The organism is Streptococcus oralis (assembly GCF_022749195.1).
GTDB classification, from domain to species: domain Bacteria; phylum Bacillota; class Bacilli; order Lactobacillales; family Streptococcaceae; genus Streptococcus; species Streptococcus oralis_CI.
On record NZ_CP094226.1, the window covers coordinates 867,377 to 888,164 of the forward strand.

Genomic DNA, 20,788 nt, shown 5'->3' on the forward strand with positions numbered 1-20,788 from the left:
TTACTTTCTAGACGCAATCAGTCTAGCTAAAGATATTTTCTCTGATTTCTGATATAATAGAAACATTGACTTCAAGAGTAAGGAAGAGAAAATGAACGCATTATTGAATGGAATGAATGACCGTCAGGCTGAGGCGGTGCAAACGACAGAAGGACCCTTGTTAATCATGGCGGGGGCTGGTTCTGGGAAGACTCGTGTTTTAACTCACAGAATCGCCTACTTGATTGATGAAAAGATGGTCAATCCTTGGAATATCTTGGCCATTACCTTTACCAATAAGGCTGCTCGTGAGATGAAGGAGCGTGCCTATGGGCTCAATCCAGCTACTCAGGACTGTCTGATTGCGACCTTTCACTCCATGTGTGTTCGTATCCTGCGTCGCGATGCGGATCATATTGGCTACAATCGGAATTTCACCATTGTAGATTCTAGTGAACAGCGAACCCTCATGAAACGCATTCTCAAGCAATTAAACTTGGATCCTAAAAAATGGAATGAACGGACTATTTTGGGGACTATTTCCAATGCTAAGAATGACCTGATTGATGATGTGGCTTATGCTGCTCAAGCTGGTGATATGTATACGCAAATCGTGGCTCAATGTTATACAGCCTATCAGAAAGAGCTTCGTCAGTCTGAGTCGGTTGACTTTGATGATTTGATTATGCTGACCTTGCGTCTTTTTGATCAAAATCCTGATGTTTTGACCTACTACCAGCAAAAATTCCAATATATCCACGTTGATGAGTACCAAGATACCAACCATGCCCAGTACCAATTGGTCAAACTCTTGGCTTCACGCTTTAAAAATATCTGCGTAGTCGGTGATGCTGACCAGTCTATTTACGGTTGGCGTGGGGCTGATATGCAGAATATCTTGGATTTTGAGAAAGATTACCCTCAAGCCAAGGTCGTTTTGTTGGAGGAGAATTACCGTTCAACCAAAACCATTCTCCAAGCCGCAAATGATGTCATTAAAAACAATAGAAATCGTCGTCCTAAGAATCTCTGGACCCAGAATGCTGATGGGGAGCAGATTATTTACTATCGTGCCAATGATGAACAAGATGAGGCTGTATTTGTAGCTAAAACTATCGATGAACTTGGTCGCAGTCAAAACTTCCTTTACAAGGATTTTGCAGTTCTCTATCGGACTAATGCGCAATCTCGTACTATTGAGGAGGCCCTCCTCAAGTCTAATATTCCTTATACTATGGTTGGTGGGACCAAGTTCTACAGCCGTAAGGAAATTCGCGATATTATTGCTTACCTCAATCTTATTGCCAACTTAAGTGATAACATTAGTTTTGAGCGCATTATCAACGAACCAAAACGTGGAATTGGACCAGGAACTGTTGAGAAAATCCGGGATTTTGCTAATATGCAAGAGATGTCTATGCTGGATGCTTCAGCTAATATCATGCTGTCTAGCATCAAAGGAAAAGCAGCCCAGTCTATCTGGGACTTTGCCAATATGATTCTGGATTTGCGGGAACAACTTGACCAATTAACCATCACCGAGCTGGTGGAGGCTGTTCTAGAAAAAACAGGTTATGTCGATATTCTTAATACCCAAGCTACCTTGGAAAGTAAGGCGCGGGTTGAAAATATCGAGGAATTTCTATCTGTTACCAAGAATTTTGACGACAATCCTGATAGTCAAGAAGAGGAAACTGGTTTGGACAAACTCAGTCGATTCTTGAATGACCTTGCCCTGATTGCGGATACGGATTCAGGCAGTCAGGAGACATCAGAAGTGACCTTGATGACCTTGCACGCAGCTAAGGGACTTGAGTTCCCAGTTGTCTTTATCATTGGGATGGAGGAAAATGTCTTTCCACTTAGCCGTGCAGCTGAAGATCCAGATGAGCTAGAAGAGGAACGCCGTTTGGCCTATGTAGGTATCACACGCGCTGAGAAAATCCTCTATCTGACCAATGCCAACTCACGCTTGCTTTTCGGTCGTACCAATTACAATCGTCCAACTCGTTTTATCAATGAAATTAGTTCAGACTTGCTCGAGTATCAAGGTTTGGGTCGTCCTGCTAACACCAGTTTCAAGGCTTCGTATAGCAGTGGTGGGATTGCTTTCGGGAAGGGTATGAGCCTAGCTCAAGCGCTTCAAGAACGGAAACGAAATGCCGCACCAAGCTCTATCCAGTCAAGTAGTCTCCCATTTGGACAGTTTGCAGCTGGAAATAAAAAAGATTCAAGCGATACCAACTGGTCTATTGGGGATATTGCTCTCCACAAGAAGTGGGGAGAGGGAACTGTTCTGGAAGTCTCTGGTAGCGGTGATACTCAGGAGTTGAAAATCAATTTCCCAGAAGTCGGTCTGAAAAAACTTCTAGCCAGTGTAGCTCCAATTAAGAAAAAAATCTAATTTTTCATCCTTCTCACGAATAATAAAGTGAGGAGGATTTTTATGTACAGTATCTCATTCCAAGAAGATTCACTCTTGCCTAGAGAAAGACTAGTTAAAGAAGGAGTAGAGGCTCTAAGCAATCAAGAATTGCTAGCAATTCTGCTCAGAACAGGAACACGTCAGGTCAATGTTTTTGAAATTTCCCAGAAAGTCTTGAATAGTCTTAACAGTCTAACTGATCTGAAAAATATGACCCTGCAGGAATTGCAGAGTCTGTCTGGTATAGGGCGAATAAAAGCCATTGAATTACAAGCGGTGATTGAACTGGGACATCGTATTCACAAATATGAAACTCTTGAGATGGAAAGTATTCTCAGTAGTCAAAAACTAGCCAAGAAAATGCAACAGGAACTTGGCGACAAAAAACAAGAGCACCTAGTGGCGCTCTATCTCAATACTCAAAATCAAATCATCCATCAGCAAACTATTTTTATCGGATCTGCGACACGCAGTATTGCTGAACCGAGAGAAATCCTTCACTATGCTTTGAAGCATATGGCAACGTCTGTGATTCTCGTTCACAATCATCCATCCGGTTCCGTATCTCCTAGTCGAAACGACAACCATGTCACGAAGCTAGTCAAGGAAGCCTGCGAACTGATGGGAATTGTGTTCTTGGACCATTTGATTGTCTCTCACTCTGATTACTTTAGTTACCGTGAAAAGACGGATTTGATTTAAGAATGCACATGATCTTACTCAATTACTTTTAAAACATAGGAATCTACTTCTGCCATATTGATAACAGGAAGAGGTTTTATCGTGGGTACAAGTAAATCTTCTTGAACGATAAAGTCGACAATCTCATTGAAATCTTCGATTTTATAATATCTTTTTTTATGAATGAGAATATCTCTGTAAAAGTAAAGACTTGAATGAAATTTACTTTTTAGTTTAGCATCTGCCTTTTTACAAAATAGTTTTGCCTTTTTAGACATTTCTTTCAGCTGTTTTTCTTTTTGAGATAGTTTATCGAAATTCTCTTTATTCTTAGAAAAAGATTGGTAACTTTCCGCTGTTAAAAGTCTATAGAGATTAGAAAGATGAAAGCAAACCCTTATTTCTTTTTCATTGTTTGATAAGAAAAGATTAGCTTCCTTTTCCTTATAAGATATGAAAACATTAGCTTCTATATCTCTCAAAATCTCATGAGTAGAAGGTATTTTAATTTCATTCATGATTAATAACCTATTTATAAGTCCTAGAGTTCATTAACAACATAGTCAAATAGAGTTTTATCTTTGGGGCGATTTTCAAAGAGAAATTCAGGATGCCATTGAACACCAAGATAAGGAAAGTCGTCTGTAGTTGTCACAGCCTCAATGATTCCATCTTTAGGATCATGTGCTACAACCTTAAGATTTGAAGCTAGATCTTTAATGCTCTGGTGGTGGAAGGAGTTGATGTGAGAGATTTCTCCATAGATTTCTCGGAGAATGGTATCAGGTTCCGTTACGAGGCGTTGGGTCGTGTATTCGGCTGAACAGTCCTGCCAATGATCCTCGATATCTTGGTGTAGCGTGCCTCCCATGGCGACATTGAAAAGTTGAGTACCCCGACAAACAGAGAAAATTGCCTTCTTTTGCTTAATCGCTTCTTTGATAAGGGCTAATTCAAACTGGTCTCTTTGAAGATGGTAGTCATCGCTGTCAATGGTTTTTGGCTCACCATAGTACTTTGGATCAACATTTTGCCCACCCGTTAGGATGAGCTTATCAATGATACTGATGTAATAGGCAGCCATTTCTTGATCACCAATCGGTAGGATGATTGGAATTCCGCCAGCGTCCTTGACTCCTTCAACAAAGCCTTTTGCTGCATAGCTCATCATGATGTCATCATCTGGATGAGCTTTTTCATTTCCTGTAATCCCAATAACTGGTTTTTTCATACATGCTTTCGCTTTCTAATCCTCTTTACGCATAAAATAGAGGAGGGTTTGGAGTTCGCTTGTCAAATCGACATACTGAACGACCACATCTTTTGGGAGTTGAAGGTGAACAGGGGAAAAACTGAGAATACCTTTTATACCTGCATCAACCAAAAGATTGGCAACTTCTTGTGATTTAACACTTGGAACTGTTAGGATAGCAGTTTTGACATCTGCTTCTTTGATTTTTTCTTTAATCTGTGAGATACCATAGATTGGAATTCCATCAGGTGTCTGGCTTCCAACTTCTGGATGGTCATCCAGGTCAAAGGCCATGATAATCTTCATCTTGTTGCGCTCGTGGAAGCGGTAGTGGAGAAGGGCATGCCCCATATTACCAATCCCAACCAGCATAACATTTGTAATGGAGTTATCATTTAGGAGATCAGCAAAAAAATTCATCAATTTTTTGACATCGTAACCAAAACCACGACGACCTAGTTCACCAAAATAGGAAAAATCCCGACGAACGGTCGCAGAGTCGATACCGATAGCCTCTGCAATTTGTTTGGAGTTGGCACGTTCGATTTTTTCTGCATGAAATCTCTTGAAAATTCGATAGTAAAGAGAGAGTCTTTTTGCTGTTGCTTTTGGAATAGCAGACTGTTTATCTTTCACAAAATCACAACCTTTCTATTCTTCTATTTTATAGAAACATTGTGAAAAAATCAACAAAAATAAGAAAAAACTAAGAAATTTCTTAGTTTTTATCTGAAAAATGAGCTTGTGATAGAAAACGGTAGAGATCGCCAACCAATCCTTGATAAATCACCTTATCATTCAGCGTTAAGGAGCTGATTAGGAGAGTATCAGGTAGGGTCACGCAACCTGATAGAGATAACATAAGCTCTTCGTAATCTTTATATTCAAGTGTACGTTCTACGTGATAGTTATCTTGATAGGTAAGTCGATACATAGTCAATTATCTTTCTTCTTTAGTGAAGATACCGCGTTCTACAAGGCTGTCCATGAGGAAGTAGAATTTTTCCTGATGAATGTGGTGATCTTCTGATTTAAAAATATTAACCAAACGAAGGCCAGACTTGTCAGTGATGTTGAGTTTAGCACCTGTAAGGTCTTTATTGATGATGATTTTTAGGTTGAAACCTTCACCACTGTTGGGTACTTTTTCAAGTAGACGAGTTAGTTCGAAGTTTCCAACTTTTGTTTCAAAGAAAGTATTATCTTTCAGTGTGAACTTTTTGACAGTTGGGCTAAGTGTGTAGTCGTAGCGGCAGTTTTGTAGTTTAATGGTTTTTTCGAATGCCATTAGATTAATCTCCAATAATATTTTTTAAGGTTTGTGCGAGTTGTTTCAGTTCTTCCTCAGTGTTAAGAGGAGAAAGACTGATACGGACAGATTCTTTTAAACGAGGCGAATCGGGTCCATAGAAAGCTTCGAGTACATGACTGGTTTGCACAATACCAGCAGTACAAGCGGAACCGGTAGAAATTGAAATTCCTTCAAGATCTAACCGTAGCAAGAGCAAATCATTTTTTTGGCCAGGAAAGCAAATGTTGATAACACAAGGTAGTTGGTGCTTGCTTTCATTGAGATAGTAGTCGAGACATGCAATTTCTTCTAAAAAAGCAGATTTGAGTGCGCTTAGTTTTTGGTAATGCTCAACTTGGTCATTTAAATCCTCTTTTAGAGCAGCGACCATGCCTACAATGGCAGCGAGATTTTCTGTTCCAGCACGTTTCTTTTGTTCTTGGTCTCCACCGTGAAGGTAGGAATCAAAGTCCGCTGAAGCAGCGTAAAGAAATCCGATTCCTTTTGGTCCATGGAATTTGTGGGCAGAAGCACTGAGGAAATCAATTCCTAATTCCTCGGGATGGATAGGAATTTTCCCGATAGCTTGAACAGCATCTACATGATAAGCAGCAGGGTGCTCTTTTAAAATACGTCCAATCTCAGCGATAGGTAAGAGGCTTCCTGTTTCATTATTAGCATACATGGTGGAAACGAGAATGGTATCGTCACGTAAGGCCTCTTGAATTTGCTGGGCAGTTATTTCTTGATTTACTGGTTGGATGATGGTCGCTTCAAAACCAAAATGTTGAACCAGATAATCGATAGTCTCAAGTACAGAATGGTGTTCAATAGCTGTCGTGATGATATGTTTTCCATTGTCTTGATGACGGAGACAATAGCCGATAATGGCTGTATTGTTACTTTCTGTACCGCCAGACGTAAAAAAGATATGTTGAGGTTTGGTTCCTAGTAAGTGGGCTAAGTCCTGACGAGCTTCACGCAAGAGTTTGCCAGCCTGGCGACCATGGCCATGAATACTAGAAGGATTACCATGAGTTTCTTGCATGACCTTGGTCATTTCAGAAATAGCTACTGCTGACATAGGAGTTGTAGCAGCATTGTCCAAATAAATCAAAGAATCACCTTATTTCTTTTTGTTGTAAGCAAAGAGTGGGCTGACTGGTTTTCTTTCATGGATGCGGACGATAGCATCACCAATTAATTCGCTAGCAGTAATGTAACATACATTTTCTGGAGTTCTTTCTTTGGTTGCTACTGAGTCCGTCACGAGGATTTCTTTGATGTTGGTAGCGTCAAGAAGATCTGCTGCACCTTCAACAAATAAACCGTGACTGGATACTGCATAAATCTCAGTTGCGCCTTCACGTTCAACGATTTTGGCTGCTTCAGAGAAAGTACGACCAGTATTTAGGATATCGTCAATCAAGATAGCCTTTTTGCCTTCAACATCCCCAATGATATAGCCTTCGTTACGATCAGAATCGTCTTGGGCGTAGTCAATGATAGCAATAGGAGCATCAAGGTATTCAGCCAAACTACGTGCACGTTTAACACCAGAGTTCTTTGGACTGACAACAACAACATCAGAACCAAGAAGTCCTTTATCACAGTAGTGCTTAGCAAATAGAGGAACAGTATAAAGATTGTCTACAGGAATGTCAAAGAAACCTTGGACCTGAACAGCATGGAGGTCAAGTGTTAGAACACGGCTTACACCAGCTTTGACAAGCATATTGGCAACTAGTTTTGCAGTGAGGGGTTCGCGAGAAGAAGCGATACGATCCTGACGCGCATAACCAAAGTAAGGAAGGACAACGTTGATACTATGAGCACTTGCACGTACACAAGCATCAACCATGATCAACAACTCCATCAAGTGGTTGCTAACAGGGTAGCTGGTTGACTGGATGATGTAGACATCGTAACCACGGACACTTTCTTCAATGTTGACCTGGATTTCGCCGTCAGAAAATTGTCGAGAGGATAACTTCCCGAGAGGTACACCAACTGTATCCGCAATCTTTTGAGCGATTTCATGGTTAGAGTTTAGGGTGAAAAGTTTCATGTTGTTTCTATCTGACATTATAGACCGTCCTCTGTAAACTTTGCGAATCTTCTCTGAGAAAGTTTTGTTTTTCAAAGCCAGATTCTTTTATTTTTATCTTTTCTATTTTACCAAAAAAAGGAGATTATTTCAGCTTTTTTTCATGCTTTTAATAAAACGAATTAATTTTGATGGAGCTTTCTGATAAGTAATCTGATTTTCATCTAAAAATCTCTGAAAATCTTCTTTCCCTTTTTCATGGTCGGTGACTTCAAGCTCGAGTTCATAGTCCGTCTGGTCAAAGTATCGACTTTCATCTAAGGCCATTAAGCCAATTTCAGTTTTCATTTCATAACGTAGAGTGGAAAGACAGCCTAGAACTAACCAGTCATGGCTTTCGATGCCAATCTTAGATAGCTTCTCTAGAACGAGACCCTGAGGTAGTTTTTGTTTTTCTAGGTATGATTCAGCTTCTGGAAGAGTTAGTTTCTGGTTGTATTCCATATTTCCTACAGTTTGAGGTACTTTTAAGGTCAATTCCGCCCAATCTGAAAAGGTGCGAATGCGCATGGCAACCTTCTTTTCACGCAATTGGAAATCTGGCGTGTCAATGTAGTAGTTCTTCTGAAGGACGGGTTGGATATGGGAAAACTGTTTTTTTAGATGATCATATTCCCCTTTTTTCAGAAGTGTTTTCAATTCTATTTCTAAATGTTTCATTTTTTCAACCTTTTCTATATCTTTGAAAGCGATTTATGGTATAATGGACAATGTATTTATTGTATACGAATGTACTGAAAAAATCAAAGATTTTCGACAGAGCAATCAAACATTACAAGGGAGAAAGTATGACCATAGAATGGGAAGAATTTTTAGATCCTTACATTCAGGCTGTTGGTGAATTGAAGATTAAACTTCGGGGGATTCGCAAACAGTATCGTAAGCAAAACAAGCATTCTCCGATTGAGTTTGTAACAGGTCGTGTCAAACCGATTGAAAGTATCAAAGAAAAGATGGCTCGTCGAGGAATTACATATGCAAGTCTGGAACATGATCTGCAAGACATTGCGGGTTTACGTGTCATGGTTCAGTTTGTAGATGACGTTAAAGAAGTAGTTGAGATTCTACGTAAACGCCAAGATATGAGAGTCGTTCAGGAACGAGATTATATCACTCATCGTAAGGCTTCAGGTTATCGTTCTTATCACGTGGTTGTCGAATACACAGTTGATACGATCAACGGAGCGAAGACGATTTTGGCGGAAATTCAAATACGTACTTTAGCCATGAATTTCTGGGCTACGATTGAACACTCGCTCAATTATAAATATCAGGGCGATTTTCCAGAAGAAATCAGGAAAAGACTGGAAATCACGGCCAAAATAGCCTATCAACTGGATGAAGAAATGGGTAAGATTCGTGATGATATCCAGGAAGCACAGGCTCTCTTTGATCCATTGAGCAGAAAATTAAACGATGGTGTAGGAAATAGTGACGATACAGATGAAGAATACAGGTAAACGAGTTGACCTCATAGCAAATAGAAAGCCACAAAGTCAGAAGGTCTTGCATGAACTGAGGGAAAAACTAAAGAAACAACATTTTATACTGAACGATACCAATCCCGATATCGTCATTTCCATTGGTGGTGACGGAATGCTTTTATCTGCCTTTCACAAGTATGAGAATCAGTTAGACAAGGTTCGATTTGTAGGTGTTCATACAGGGCATTTGGGATTTTACACAGATTATCGTGATTTTGAGCTGGATCAGTTGGTGACCAATCTTTTACTCGATACTGGTGCCAAAGTTTCCTATCCAGTCTTGAATGTCAAGGTAACGCTTGAAAATGGAGAAGTGAAAATCTTCCGTGCTTTAAATGAAGCCAGTATCCGTCGATCAGATCGCACCATGGTTGCGGATATCATCATTAACCATGTTCCGTTTGAGAGATTTCGTGGAGATGGAGTGACTGTTTCAACGCCAACGGGAAGTACTGCCTACAACAAGTCCTTGGGTGGAGCTGTCTTGCATCCGACCATTGAAGCCTTGCAGTTGACGGAAATAGCAAGCCTCAATAACCGAGTCTATCGCACTTTGGGCTCATCAATCATTATTCCCAAAAAAGATAAGATTGAACTTTTGCCGACACGCAATGATTACCATACGATATCAGTCGATAACAGCATCTATTCCTTCCGTAATATCGAACGGATTGAGTATCAAATCGACCATCACAAGATTCACTTCGTAGCGACTCCAAGTCACACTAGTTTCTGGAATCGTGTCAAAGATGCCTTCATCGGCGAGGTGGATGAATGAGGTTCGAATTTACCGCAGATGAGCACGTTAAAGTTAAAACTTTCCTCAAGAAACATGAGGTTTCTAAGGGACTTTTGGCTAAGATTAAGTTTCGAGGTGGGGCTATTCTGGTCAATGGCCAACCTCAAAATGCGACTTATCTCTTAGATGTTGGAGACAGGGTAACTATTGATATTCCAGCAGAGGAAGGATTTGAGAGCCTTGAAGCTATTGATCGACCACTCGATATCTTGTATGAGGATGATCATTTTCTGGTTTTAAATAAGCCTTATGGAGTAGCATCCATCCCCAGTGTCAATCATTCCAATACCATTGCCAATTTTATCAAGGGCTACTATGTTAAACAGGAATATGAAAATCAGCAAGTTCACATCGTGACTAGGCTTGATAGAGATACTTCTGGTTTGATGCTTTTTGCCAAGCACGGCTACGCTCATGCACGTTTAGACAAGCAGTTGCAACGAAAGTCTATCGAAAAACGTTACTTTGCTTTGGTTAAAGGAGCTGGTGTCTTGGAGCCTGAAGGGGAGATTATTGCCCCGATTGCGCGTGATGTGGACTCCATTATCACAAGACGGGTTGCCAAAGGTGGGAAATACGCCCATACATCTTACAAAGTTGTCGCGTCTTATGGAAATATTCACCTAGTCGATATTCGTCTTCATACTGGGCGAACTCATCAGATACGAGTGCATTTTTCTCATATCGGTTTTCCTTTGTTGGGAGACGATCTCTATGGAGGCAGCTTAGACGACGGTATCCAACGTCAGGCTCTGCATTGCCATTATTTATCTTTTTATCATCCTTTTCTAGAGCAAGATTTGCAACTAGAAAGCCCCTTACCGGATGATTTCAGCAATCTTATTACTCAGTTATCAACTAATACTCTTTAAAAATTGTTTGGAGTATAATTTATTTTCTTAAAGGAGAAAACTCATGGAAGTTTTTGAAAGTCTCAAAGCCAACCTGGTTGGCAAAAATGCTCGTATCGTTCTCCCTGAAGGGGAAGAACCTCGTATTCTTCAAGCGACAAAACGCTTGGTAAAAGAAACAGAAGTGATTCCTGTTTTGCTCGGAAACCCTGAAAAAATTAAAATTTATCTCGAAATCGAAGGGATCATGGATGGTTATGAAGTCATTGACCCTCAACACTATCCTCGATTTGAAGAAATGGTTGCTGCCTTGGTAGAGCGTCGTAAGGGCAAAATGACTGAAGAAGAAGCGCGCAAAGTTTTGGTTGAAGATGTCAACTACTTTGGTGTGATGCTAGTCTACTTGGGCTTGGTTGACGGTATGGTATCTGGTGCTATTCATTCAACTGCCTCAACAGTTCGCCCAGCCCTACAAATCATCAAAACTCGTCCAAATGTAACTCGTACTTCAGGTGCCTTCCTCATGATACGCGGTACAGAACGTTATCTATTTGGAGACTGTGCCATTAATATCAATCCAGATGCAGAAGCCTTGGCTGAAATTGCCATCAACTCAGCAATCACAGCTAAGATGTTTGGTATTGAACCTAAAATTGCTATGCTAAGCTATTCTACTAAAGGTTCAGGTTTTGGTGAAAGTGTTGACAAGGTAGTGGAAGCTACAAAAATTGCTCACGACTTGCGTCCTGATCTTGAGATTGATGGTGAGTTGCAATTTGATGCGGCCTTTGTTCCCGAAACTGCAGCTCTAAAAGCTCCAGGAAGTACGGTAGCTGGTCAAGCAAATGTGTTTATCTTCCCAGGTATCGAAGCCGGAAATATTGGCTATAAGATGGCTGAGCGCCTTGGTGGTTTTGCGGCAGTAGGACCTGTTTTGCAAGGTTTGAACAAACCTGTTAACGACCTTTCTCGTGGATGTAATGCAGATGATGTGTACAAGTTGACCCTTATCACAGCAGCTCAAGCAGTTCATCAATAAGATTTAGTCCTCTTTCCTATGGGAAGAGGCTTTTTAGTACTGAGAAAAGGACAGTTAGAAGCTTCTATGTTATACTAGATATATGTTAGATTTGAAAGAATACGGAATCGTCATGTGGCCAGAGGAGAAGATCATTTCTTTTCGTCAAAAACTCCTCAACTGGTATGATGAAAACAAGCGAGATTTACCTTGGAGGAGAAGTAAAAATCCTTATCACATCTGGGTATCTGAAATCATGCTCCAGCAGACTAGAGTGGATACAGTTATTCCATACTACGAACGATTCTTGGACTGGTTTCCAACAGTTGAAAGTCTGGCCAATGCCCCTGAAGAACGTTTGTTGAAGGCTTGGGAGGGATTGGGCTATTATTCTCGAGTGCGCAATATGCAGGCTGCAGCCCAGCAGATTATGACTGACTTTAGGGGGCAATTTCCAAATACCTATGAAGGAATTTCTAGTTTAAAAGGGATTGGCCCTTACACTGCGGGAGCTATTTCCAGTATCGCTTTTAATTTGCCTGAGCCAGCGGTTGATGGCAATGTCATGCGGGTTTTGGCACGCTTATTTGAGATTAATCATGATATCGGAGTTCCCAGCAATCGCAAAATTTTTCAGGCTATGATGGAAATCTTGATTGACCCGAAACGACCAGGTGACTTTAACCAAGCTCTGATGGATTTAGGGTCAGATATAGATGCCCCAGTTAACCCTCGACCAGAAGAAAGCCCTGTTAAGGACTTTAGCGCAGCCTATCAGAACGGAACTATGGATGTATATCCGATTAAAGAACCCAAGAAAAAGCCCCTCCCAATCTATCTCAAGGCTTTGGTTGTACGCAATGACCATGGTCAATATCTACTTGAGAAAAACGAAAGCGAGAAACTACTAGCTGGTTTTTGGCATTTCCCATTGATTGAAGTTGATGATTTCTCAAGTGATGACGATCAGCTAGATCTCTTTTCTCAAGTCAAAGAGGAAAGAAGAGTATTTGGGCCAAGTCCTCAAGAAAACTTTGAGCAGGATTATGATTTAGAAGTTAATTGGTCCCAGCAAGTATTTGACCAGGTCAAGCATGTATTTAGTCATCGGAAATGGCATATTCAAATCCTAGCTGGTCAAGTGTTGGAAACAAAACAGTTTTCGGACAGAGAAATTCGTTGGGTTTCTCCTCAGGAGTTTTCTGACTATCCACTTGCGAAACCTCAGCAAAAAATTTGGCAGGCTTATAAAACAACTTTTGAAGATAAAGGCCTACAGTAGCCATTTGTGCCTTCTTTGCATTTTTTTGTTATAATAGATAGAGAAAAGGTGATAAAATGAAAAAAATATTAATTGTAGATGATGAGAAACCAATCTCAGATATTATTAAGTTTAATATGGCCAAGGAAGGTTATGAAGTCGTTACAGCCTTCAATGGTCGTGAGGCAATCGAGCTATTTGAAGCTGAGCAACCGGATATTATTATCCTCGACTTGATGCTACCTGAAATAGATGGTTTAGAAGTTGCTAAAGCTATTCGTAAGACTAGTAGCGTGCCGATTATCATGCTATCAGCTAAGGATAGCGAATTTGACAAGGTTATTGGTTTAGAGTTAGGTGCAGATGATTATGTTACAAAACCTTTCTCAAACCGTGAGTTGCAGGCTCGTGTCAAGGCTCTGCTTCGTCGTACAGACTTGGTTTCTGTGGATAGCCAAGAGTCTGATGAGAAGAAGACCCAGCCTTTACAAATTGGTGATTTGGAAATCGTTCCAGATGCTTACGTGGCTAAGAAATATGGTGAGGAGTTAGATTTGACCCACCGTGAGTTTGAACTCTTGTATCACTTGGCGTCTCATATTGGACAAGTGATTACGCGTGAACACTTGCTTGAGACTGTATGGGGTTATGACTATTTTGGTGATGTTCGTACTGTGGACGTGACCATTAGACGATTGCGTGAAAAGATCGAAGACACACCAAGCCGTCCAGAGTACATTCTCACACGTCGTGGTGTTGGATACTATATGAGAAATAATGATTGAAGATATTAGACAAACTATCTTGACCAGCGATTTTATCTTTATCTTGATTTTACTTGGCTTTATCCTGGTGGTGACCTTGCTGTTACTGGAAAATCGTCGGGATAATATTCGTCTAAAGGAGATAAATCAAAAGGTTAAGGACTTGATTGCAGGTGATTATTCTCAAGTTTTGGACTTGCAAGGAAGTACAGAAATCACCAATATCACCAATAATCTGAACGATTTGTCAGAAGTTATTCGTTTGACCCAGGAAAATCTGGAACAAGAGAGTAAACGATTGAACAGTATTCTTTCTTACATGACAGATGGCGTTCTTGCGACCAATCGTCGTGGCCAGATTACCATGATTAATGACATGGCCAAGAAACAGCTCGGTGTGCAGAAAGAAGATGTTCTGAATAAAAGCATCCTCGAATTGCTTAAGATAGAAGATGAGTATGAGCTGCGTGATCTAATTACACAGATACCTGAGCTGACGATTGATTCCCAGGATGTGAATGGGGAGTATCTAAGCCTTCGTGTACGTTTTGCTCTGGTTCGCCGTGAGTCAGGGTTCATCTCTGGTTTGGTTGCCGTTTTACATGATACGACTGAGCAGGAGAAGGAAGAGCGTGAGCGAAGACTCTTTGTTTCGAACGTGAGTCACGAGTTGCGGACTCCTTTGACCAGTGTAAAATCTTATCTTGAAGCCTTGGACGAGGGAGCTCTTTATGATCCTGTTGCCCCTGATTTTATCAAGGTTTCACTCGATGAAACCAACCGTATGATGCGGATGGTGACAGATCTCTTACATCTCTCTCGTATTGATAATGCGACAAGTCAGCTAGATGTGGAATTGATTAATTTTACTGCATTCATCACCTTTATTCTCAACCGGTTTGATAAGATGAGAAGTCAGGATGACGAGAAAAAATATGAACTTGTTAGAGATTACCCTATTAATTCAGTTTGGATCGAGATTGATACCGATAAGATGACTCAGGTGATTGATAATATTCTTAACAATGCCATCAAGTATTCACCAGATGGTGGAAAAATTACTGTCAGCATGAAGACCACAGATGACCAGATGATTTTATCCATCAAAGACCAAGGTCTAGGTATTCCAAAGCAAGATTTGCCGAAGATTTTTGACCGCTTTTACCGTGTAGATCGTGCAAGAAGCCGGGCTCAAGGTGGTACTGGTTTAGGTCTTGCGATAGCAAAAGAAATCATCAAGCAACACAATGGATTTATCTGGGCCAAAAGTGAATACGGTAAGGGCTCAACCTTTACCATAGTGCTCCCTTATGATAAGGATGCCGTAAAAGAAGAAATATGGGAGGACGAAATAGAAGACTAGAATGAGTGAAATAGGCTTTAAATACAGTATTTTAGCATCAGGTTCCAGTGGAAATTCCTTTTATCTGGAAACCCCAAAAAAGAAAATCCTAGTGGATGCAGGCCTGTCTGGTAAGAAGATTACCAGCCTACTAGCTGAAATCAATCGTAAACCTGAAGATCTGGATGCAATCTTGATTACGCATGAGCATTCAGACCATATCCACGGAGTCGGTGTCTTGGCTCGCAAATATGGTATGGATCTTTACGCCAATGAAAAGACTTGGCGGGCTATGGAAAATAGTAAGTACCTCGGCAAGGTTGATTCTTCACAAAAGCATATCTTTGAAATGGGCAAAACCAAAACCTTTGGCGATATCGACATTGAGAGTTTTGGTGTTAGCCATGATGCAGTAGCACCCCAGTTTTACCGATTTATGAAAGACGACAAGAGCTTCGTCATGTTGACCGATACAGGTTATGTCAGTGACCGTATGGCTGGGATTGTCGAAAATGCTGACGGTTATCTCATCGAGTCCAACCACGACGTAGAAATCTTGCGAGCAGGATCTTATGCTTGGCGACTCAAACAACGAATCCTATCGGATCTCGGTCACCTTTCCAACGAGGACGGTGCTGAAGCCATGATTCGTGCAATGGGAAATCGGACTAAGAAAATCTATCTTGGGCATTTATCCAAAGAGAACAATATCAAGGAGCTGGCTCATATGACTATGGTCAATCAGTTAGCCCAGGCTGATCTGGGAGTCGGAGTAGACTTTAAGGTTTATGATACCTCACCAGATACTGCAACACCATTAACAGATATATAAAAAAGAAGGCGAGTGCCTTCTTTTGTTTTGTACTTTATCAGGGTTTTAGTGTGGTATAATGATAAAAATAACTAAAGGAGTAGTAGTGTGAAGAGAAAATGATTATTAAAGGATTACTATGACACAACGATTATCATTCTTGCATTGATATCCGTTGTCCTTGTTTTGCTTGGATTTGCTGAGATGATTGATTTGGATAATCCACCCTATAGTATTATTGACTTACTACTTTGGTTTATCTTTGCGGTGGATTATGGTTGGCGGTTTTTTTCAAGTAAAGAAAAATGGAGATTTATACTTGAAAATATCTTCGATTTGCTAGCTATCCTTCCTTTGAATGCTATTTTTACAGTATTTCGCTTAGGGCGTATCTTCCGCTTAGCAAGGCTGACAAAATTACTGAAACTAACTCGTCTTTTAAGAGTCGTTGGATTGACTGGCAAGTTGGAAAAAAAGGTTGGAAAACTCTTACGAACAAATGGCTTACTTTATATTTTCTATCTCAATTCCTTTATTGTACTGGTAGGTAGTTCAATTTTATCTGTTGTTGAAGAAAAAACTTTCTCAGATAGTCTTTGGTGGGCGCTTGTGACTGTAACGACTGTTGGTTATGGAGATATTGTTCCTGCGTCGATTTTTGGGAAGTGGTTAGCTGTTTTACTAATGCTTGTTGGTATTGGCACAATAGGGATGTTAACAAGTACTTTGACAAACTTTTTTGTAAAGGATAATCCAGATGAGCAGATAAAATTTGATAAACTCCAAGACGAATTACGGAGTCAAAGGATATTACTAGAGAAACAATCTGAAAAGATAGAAGAACTGCATAGAATGATACAAGACTTGCTTGAAAAAAATAATTTAGACCATAAAAAAACCACTCGATGAGTGGTTTTTTTACAATCCAGCAAATTCCTTGATTTCTTGTGCGGACATGGAAGAGTCGCAACGGACATTGATTTGGCCATCTGCAATGTGAACAAATCCTGGTACGGTTGGAATTCCATAATGTGAGCGGAATTCTTGCAATTCCTTGAGTTGGCTTGGTTCTTCACTGTTGATGAAGTAGATGTGGGCTTTAGTTTCAGCTACGACACCTGCCAATGTGCCAGCAAATTTACGGCAGTAAGGGCAAGTTTTGCGACCGATAAAGAAGGTTGCAGTTTCTTTCTTATCAAGTGCTTCTTGCGCACGCGCAACTGTAGTGACTTCAAGGTCTTTGATGTTTTCTAAAAATTGTTCCATGAGATTACCTCGCTTTCATTGATAAGTCTAGTATGCCATAAAGTTTCTAAAAATGCTTAGATTTGATACGAAAAAAGATGAGATTGGTTGATCTCATCTTTTATAATTTCTTATTTAACAAAGGCATTGATTTCTGCTTCGATGTTGGCAATCTTAGCTTGTGAATCTTCATTGCTTTCACCCACAACAGCAATGTAGAATTTGATTTTTGGTTCTGTACCAGAAGGGCGAACTGCAATCCATGAACCGTCAGCAAGTGTGTATTTCAAAACATCACTTGGAGGAGTTGTCAAGTTTGTAACAGTACCATCAGCAGCAGTAGCAGTTTGAGCCTTGAAGTCTTCTACGACAGTGATAGCTGTTGTGTTCCATTCTTTTGGAGCATTGTTACGGAACTTAGCCATAATGGCTTTGATTTGTTCAGCTCCATCAACACCAGAAAGGGTAACAGAGATGGTCTTTTCAGCGTAGTAGCCGTATTCTTTGTAGATTTCTTCGATACCGTCAGCAAGTGTCAAACCACGTGAACGGTAGTAGGCAGCAAGCTCAGCAACGACAAGAACGGCTTGGATAGCATCTTTATCACGTACGAATGGCTTAATCAAGTAACCGAAGCTTTCTTCAAATCCCATCATGTAAGTGTGATTGTGTTTTTCTTCAAATTCTTGAATTTTTTCAGCGATAAATTTGAAACCTGTCAAAACGTTGAACATGGTTGCGCCGTAACTTTCAGCAATCTTCGTTACCAAGTCAGTTGATACGATGGATTTGCAGAGAGCAGCATTTTCAGGAAGAGTTCCAGCATTTTTGTGTGCTTCCAAGATGTATTTAGCCATGATAGCGCCGATTTGGTTACCTGAAAGGTTGAGGTAGCTTCCATCTTTTTGAAGGACTTCAACACCAACACGGTCAGCATCAGGGTCAGTTGCCACAAGAACATCAGCGCCAACTTGACGACCAAGTTCTTCAGCAAGGGCAAAGGCAGCTTGGCTTTCTGGGTTTGGAGATTTCACAGTTGAGAAGTCAGGATCTGCAGTTGCTTGTGCTTCAACAACTTGAACAGAATCAAATCCAGCTTGGGCAAGAGCACGACGAGCCAACATTTCACCCGTACCATGGAGTGGTGTGTAGACAATCTTCATGTCTTTACCGAATTCTTCAATCAAGGTTGGGTTGATGTTTACGTCTTTAACTTCTTTAAGGTATTCTGCATCAACAGCTTCGCCAATGACTTCAATCAAACCAGAAGCTTTTTCAGTTTCCACATCAGCAACTTCCACAGCGAATGGATTTTCGATAGCACGAATATAAGTAGTCAAAGCGTCTGCATCGTGTGGAGGCATTTGTCCACCGTCTTCTCCGTAAACCTTATAACCATTAAATGGAGCAGGGTTGTGACTGGCAGTAATCATGATACCTGCGAAACAGTTGAGGTAACGAACTGCAAATGACAGTTCTGGAGTTGGACGGAGGCTTTCAAATACGTAAGATTTGATACCATGTTTTGCAAGAACTGCAGCAGATTCAAAGGCAAACTCAGGTGAGAAGTGACGGCTATCGTAGGCAATTGCTACACCACGTTCTTTTTCATTTCCGCCTTTTGACTCAATCAAACGAGCCAAACCTTCGGTGGCTTGACGAACAACATAGATATTGATGCGGTTTGTACCAGCACCGATCAAACCACGCATACCAGCAGTACCAAATTCAAGATTGGTATAAAAGGCATCTTCCTTAGTTTTTTCGTCCATATTTTCTAAATCTTGACGAAGGTAGTCTGGAAGGTTAGCAAAATCGACCCATTTTTGATAATTTTCTTGGTAAGTCATAGAGTGTCTCCTTTGTTTATTTGCTTTAATCGCTTTCATTATATCACGATTTGACATTTTAGTAAAACGTTAGCATAACTTAAAATGTAGGAAATTTACTTTTTCTTTTTTGTGGTTAAATGGTGAGTACTGTGCTTACTTATACTAAGTTAGCGATGAAAATCAATTATCTAATTTTTTAAAATATTAAAAGTTTATAGTATTTTTGTGGAATGATTAAATAAAGTAAATCGTCAATATTGTATTCTATTCTTTTTATAAAGAATCCTTTAATGTATCAAATGAACAGATAGAAAAATTTAAGTTAAAACTCTATAAATTTAAGATATTTTGAAAATATCTGGTTTCTGTTTTGAATTTTATAGGGCGTATGGTAAAATATAGTAAATCATTAAAGGAGAATCCATTATGAAAAAAATTCTTAAGCATTCTGCTTTGCTTTTATCAGCTTTAGCACTTGTTGCTTGTGGAGCTCAAAAAAAAGCAAGCGACAATGGTACTGCCTCGAACTCAAACTTTGAAGTTTCAGTAAAAGACGGTATGTTTGTATTGCCTAAAGATGAAGATTCATCTTCAAGCTACCTTGCGCTTCAAGTCGAAATCAAGAACAATCGTGATAAACAGTTTAGTTTTACTAGCCAAGATATTACGCTTTATAATGAAAAAGATGAAAAATTACAACCAATTCAAATCTACGAAAGCGACAGTAAAACTAAATTTATGTCATATGGTGATAGTCTTTCTAAAGGAAAGAGCGTTGCTGGTTATGTAGTATATGAAGTCGACAAGAACGCTAAGTATGAACTCCACTTCGCACCTAGCTTTTACGATGACATCAAAGAAAATTCTAAAAAGAATAACGATGTAGCAATCAAGGTGGATCCAAGTCAGTATGAAGACAATATTGATGAAGCGAAAGATGTAATGAAAAAATATGTCGATGCTGTTTACCTTAATGGGGAAAGTTCTGGTGGTGGAACGAACCTAAGTGCTACTGATAATAAGTCACAAGTTGTTGCGCTTGCTGATGATAAAAAATCTTCTGATAATAGTGCTGAATTCACAAACGATGCGAAAGTTGATAAAGAAGAGTTTATCAAGAAATTTACAGAGTCATTCGGAAAAGGTTTCTATAACTACAAACCTTCTGATTCAGAACTTAGAACATTCGCAGATGCCTACATCAAAGCAAATGCTAAGAGAGCAAAAGTTGATTACAAGGTGAAGACATACTTGCCTGATTATGCTGTTGTTTATGTTAGACCAGAAACAATCGACTTGGATAACTTGAATGTTCATGAATTGAGTCGTAAATTCTACGAAGAAAACAAAGGTAAATATAGCAACTACTCAGAAGCTATGAAAGCTGGTGAGAAGTACATTTTAGAAAATGCTCCAAGTCAATTTGATTCAACTCCACTAGACACTAGTGATAACATGAAGAAAGAGGGTTATGAAATTAAAATGACCAAGAAAGATGGAAAATGGACCATCGATACCTCTTCTAAAAACTATGAATTGAAAGATATGGCTCGCACATTCCGTGGCGGCATTGGATACTAATATAAAAGGTTCGGGTTTATGACTCGAACTTTTTTCGTTGCAATTGTGCAAAAGAGAAAAAGATA

21 protein-coding genes and 1 pseudogene are annotated in these 20,788 nt (G+C 39.9%); 12 read left to right on the top strand and 10 right to left on the bottom strand.

Translation table 11 applies throughout. From position 1 onward, the window contains the following. The first annotated feature begins 91 nt into the window (after window positions 1-91). Both pcrA and radC read left to right on the top strand, forming a co-directional pair. Window positions 92-2,383 carry a DNA helicase PcrA gene (gene pcrA / locus MP387_RS04255; RefSeq protein ID WP_242747927.1) on the top strand — a complete coding sequence of 764 codons (2,292 nt, stop codon included), beginning with the start codon at window positions 92-94 and terminating at the stop codon, window positions 2,381-2,383. A gap of 42 nt (window positions 2,384-2,425) precedes the next feature. Beyond that, a complete protein-coding gene (radC, locus tag MP387_RS04260) occupies window positions 2,426-3,106 on the top strand; it encodes a RadC family protein (protein WP_242747929.1) in 681 nt (226 codons plus the stop codon). Between the two features lie 14 nt (window positions 3,107-3,120). Here radC and MP387_RS04265 read toward each other — a convergent pair whose 3' ends face one another. The 8 genes from MP387_RS04265 to MP387_RS04300 all read right to left on the bottom strand — a co-directional run bounded on the left by MP387_RS04265 (window position 3,121) and on the right by MP387_RS04300 (window position 8,395). Then, window positions 3,121-3,603 (bottom strand): hypothetical protein, encoded by a 483-nt coding sequence (locus MP387_RS04265; protein ID WP_242747931.1) that lies wholly within the window; start codon window positions 3,601-3,603, stop codon window positions 3,121-3,123. 23 nt (window positions 3,604-3,626) lie between these two features. Further along, window positions 3,627-4,316 (bottom strand): gamma-glutamyl-gamma-aminobutyrate hydrolase family protein, encoded by a 690-nt coding sequence (locus tag MP387_RS04270; RefSeq protein WP_242747933.1) that lies wholly within the window; start codon window positions 4,314-4,316, stop codon window positions 3,627-3,629. 15 nt (window positions 4,317-4,331) lie between these two features. After that, window positions 4,332-4,973: a redox-sensing transcriptional repressor Rex gene (locus MP387_RS04275; RefSeq protein ID WP_033629707.1), complete on the bottom strand. Its 642-nt coding sequence runs from the start codon at window positions 4,971-4,973 to the stop codon at window positions 4,332-4,334. A gap of 82 nt (window positions 4,974-5,055) precedes the next feature. After that, the gene (locus MP387_RS04280) at window positions 5,056-5,271 is read right to left on the bottom strand and encodes a DUF4649 family protein (protein WP_000286093.1); all 216 of its coding nucleotides are present in this window, start codon (window positions 5,269-5,271) and stop codon (window positions 5,056-5,058) included. A gap of 6 nt (window positions 5,272-5,277) precedes the next feature. After that, on the bottom strand, window positions 5,278-5,625 hold the full coding sequence (locus tag MP387_RS04285) for a DUF1831 domain-containing protein (protein WP_000863524.1): 348 nt from the start codon (window positions 5,623-5,625) through the stop codon (window positions 5,278-5,280). Between the two features lie 4 nt (window positions 5,626-5,629). Then, window positions 5,630-6,745, bottom strand: coding sequence for a cysteine desulfurase family protein (locus MP387_RS04290; RefSeq protein ID WP_242747935.1), 1,116 nt, complete (start codon window positions 6,743-6,745; stop codon window positions 5,630-5,632). A gap of 9 nt (window positions 6,746-6,754) precedes the next feature. Continuing rightward, on the bottom strand, window positions 6,755-7,714 hold the full coding sequence (locus MP387_RS04295; protein ID WP_001283843.1) for a ribose-phosphate diphosphokinase: 960 nt from the start codon (window positions 7,712-7,714) through the stop codon (window positions 6,755-6,757). A gap of 111 nt (window positions 7,715-7,825) precedes the next feature. Further along, window positions 7,826-8,395: a CYTH domain-containing protein gene (locus tag MP387_RS04300; RefSeq protein ID WP_242747937.1), complete on the bottom strand. Its 570-nt coding sequence runs from the start codon at window positions 8,393-8,395 to the stop codon at window positions 7,826-7,828. Between the two features lie 128 nt (window positions 8,396-8,523). Here MP387_RS04300 and yjbM point away from each other — a divergent pair, with 128 nt between their 5' ends. From yjbM to MP387_RS04345, 9 genes and pseudogenes are all read left to right on the top strand, one after another. Beyond that, window positions 8,524-9,195, top strand: a complete 672-nt coding sequence (gene yjbM / locus MP387_RS04305; RefSeq protein WP_000151555.1) for a GTP diphosphokinase — start codon at window positions 8,524-8,526, stop codon at window positions 9,193-9,195. Further along, window positions 9,179-9,997, top strand: coding sequence for an NAD kinase (locus MP387_RS04310; RefSeq protein ID WP_061413985.1), 819 nt, complete (start codon window positions 9,179-9,181; stop codon window positions 9,995-9,997). Before yjbM ends, MP387_RS04310 begins: the two co-directional genes overlap by 17 nt. Continuing rightward, on the top strand, window positions 9,994-10,890 hold the full coding sequence (locus MP387_RS04315; protein ID WP_242747939.1) for an RluA family pseudouridine synthase: 897 nt from the start codon (window positions 9,994-9,996) through the stop codon (window positions 10,888-10,890). Before MP387_RS04310 ends, MP387_RS04315 begins: the two co-directional genes overlap by 4 nt. A 43-nt stretch (window positions 10,891-10,933) precedes the next feature. Next, on the top strand, window positions 10,934-11,908 hold the full coding sequence (gene pta / locus MP387_RS04320) for a phosphate acetyltransferase (RefSeq protein WP_242747941.1): 975 nt from the start codon (window positions 10,934-10,936) through the stop codon (window positions 11,906-11,908). An 82-nt stretch (window positions 11,909-11,990) separates the two neighbouring features. Next, entirely contained in the window at window positions 11,991-13,169 is a 1,179-nt protein-coding gene (mutY, locus tag MP387_RS04325) for an A/G-specific adenine glycosylase (protein WP_242747943.1), read from the top strand. Between the two features lie 56 nt (window positions 13,170-13,225). Continuing rightward, window positions 13,226-13,933, top strand: a complete 708-nt coding sequence (yycF, locus tag MP387_RS04330) for a response regulator YycF (RefSeq protein ID WP_000722058.1) — start codon at window positions 13,226-13,228, stop codon at window positions 13,931-13,933. After that, entirely contained in the window at window positions 13,926-15,275 is a 1,350-nt protein-coding gene (gene vicK / locus MP387_RS04335) for a cell wall metabolism sensor histidine kinase VicK (protein WP_061413994.1), read from the top strand. The genes yycF and vicK overlap by 8 nt, the downstream gene beginning before the upstream one ends. Window position 15,276: 1 nt before the next feature. Next, entirely contained in the window at window positions 15,277-16,086 is an 810-nt protein-coding gene (locus MP387_RS04340) for an MBL fold metallo-hydrolase (protein WP_242747945.1), read from the top strand. Between the two features lie 111 nt (window positions 16,087-16,197). Then, window positions 16,198-16,974: pseudogene (locus MP387_RS04345) on the top strand (potassium channel family protein); the annotation flags it as partial. A 9-nt stretch (window positions 16,975-16,983) separates the two neighbouring features. Here the strand turns inward: MP387_RS04345 and MP387_RS04350 are convergent. Both MP387_RS04350 and MP387_RS04355 read right to left on the bottom strand, forming a co-directional pair. Beyond that, window positions 16,984-17,331: a DUF6568 family protein gene (locus MP387_RS04350; protein WP_242747947.1), complete on the bottom strand. Its 348-nt coding sequence runs from the start codon at window positions 17,329-17,331 to the stop codon at window positions 16,984-16,986. Between the two features lie 110 nt (window positions 17,332-17,441). Beyond that, window positions 17,442-19,160, bottom strand: coding sequence for a phospho-sugar mutase (locus MP387_RS04355; RefSeq protein ID WP_242747949.1), 1,719 nt, complete (start codon window positions 19,158-19,160; stop codon window positions 17,442-17,444). Window positions 19,161-19,568: 408 nt separating this feature from the next. On the opposite strand from MP387_RS04355, the gene MP387_RS04360 reads away from it, so the two are divergent. After that, window positions 19,569-20,723 carry a DUF4352 domain-containing protein gene (locus MP387_RS04360; RefSeq protein ID WP_242747950.1) on the top strand — a complete coding sequence of 385 codons (1,155 nt, stop codon included), beginning with the start codon at window positions 19,569-19,571 and terminating at the stop codon, window positions 20,721-20,723. Window positions 20,724-20,788: the final 65 nt, after the last annotated feature.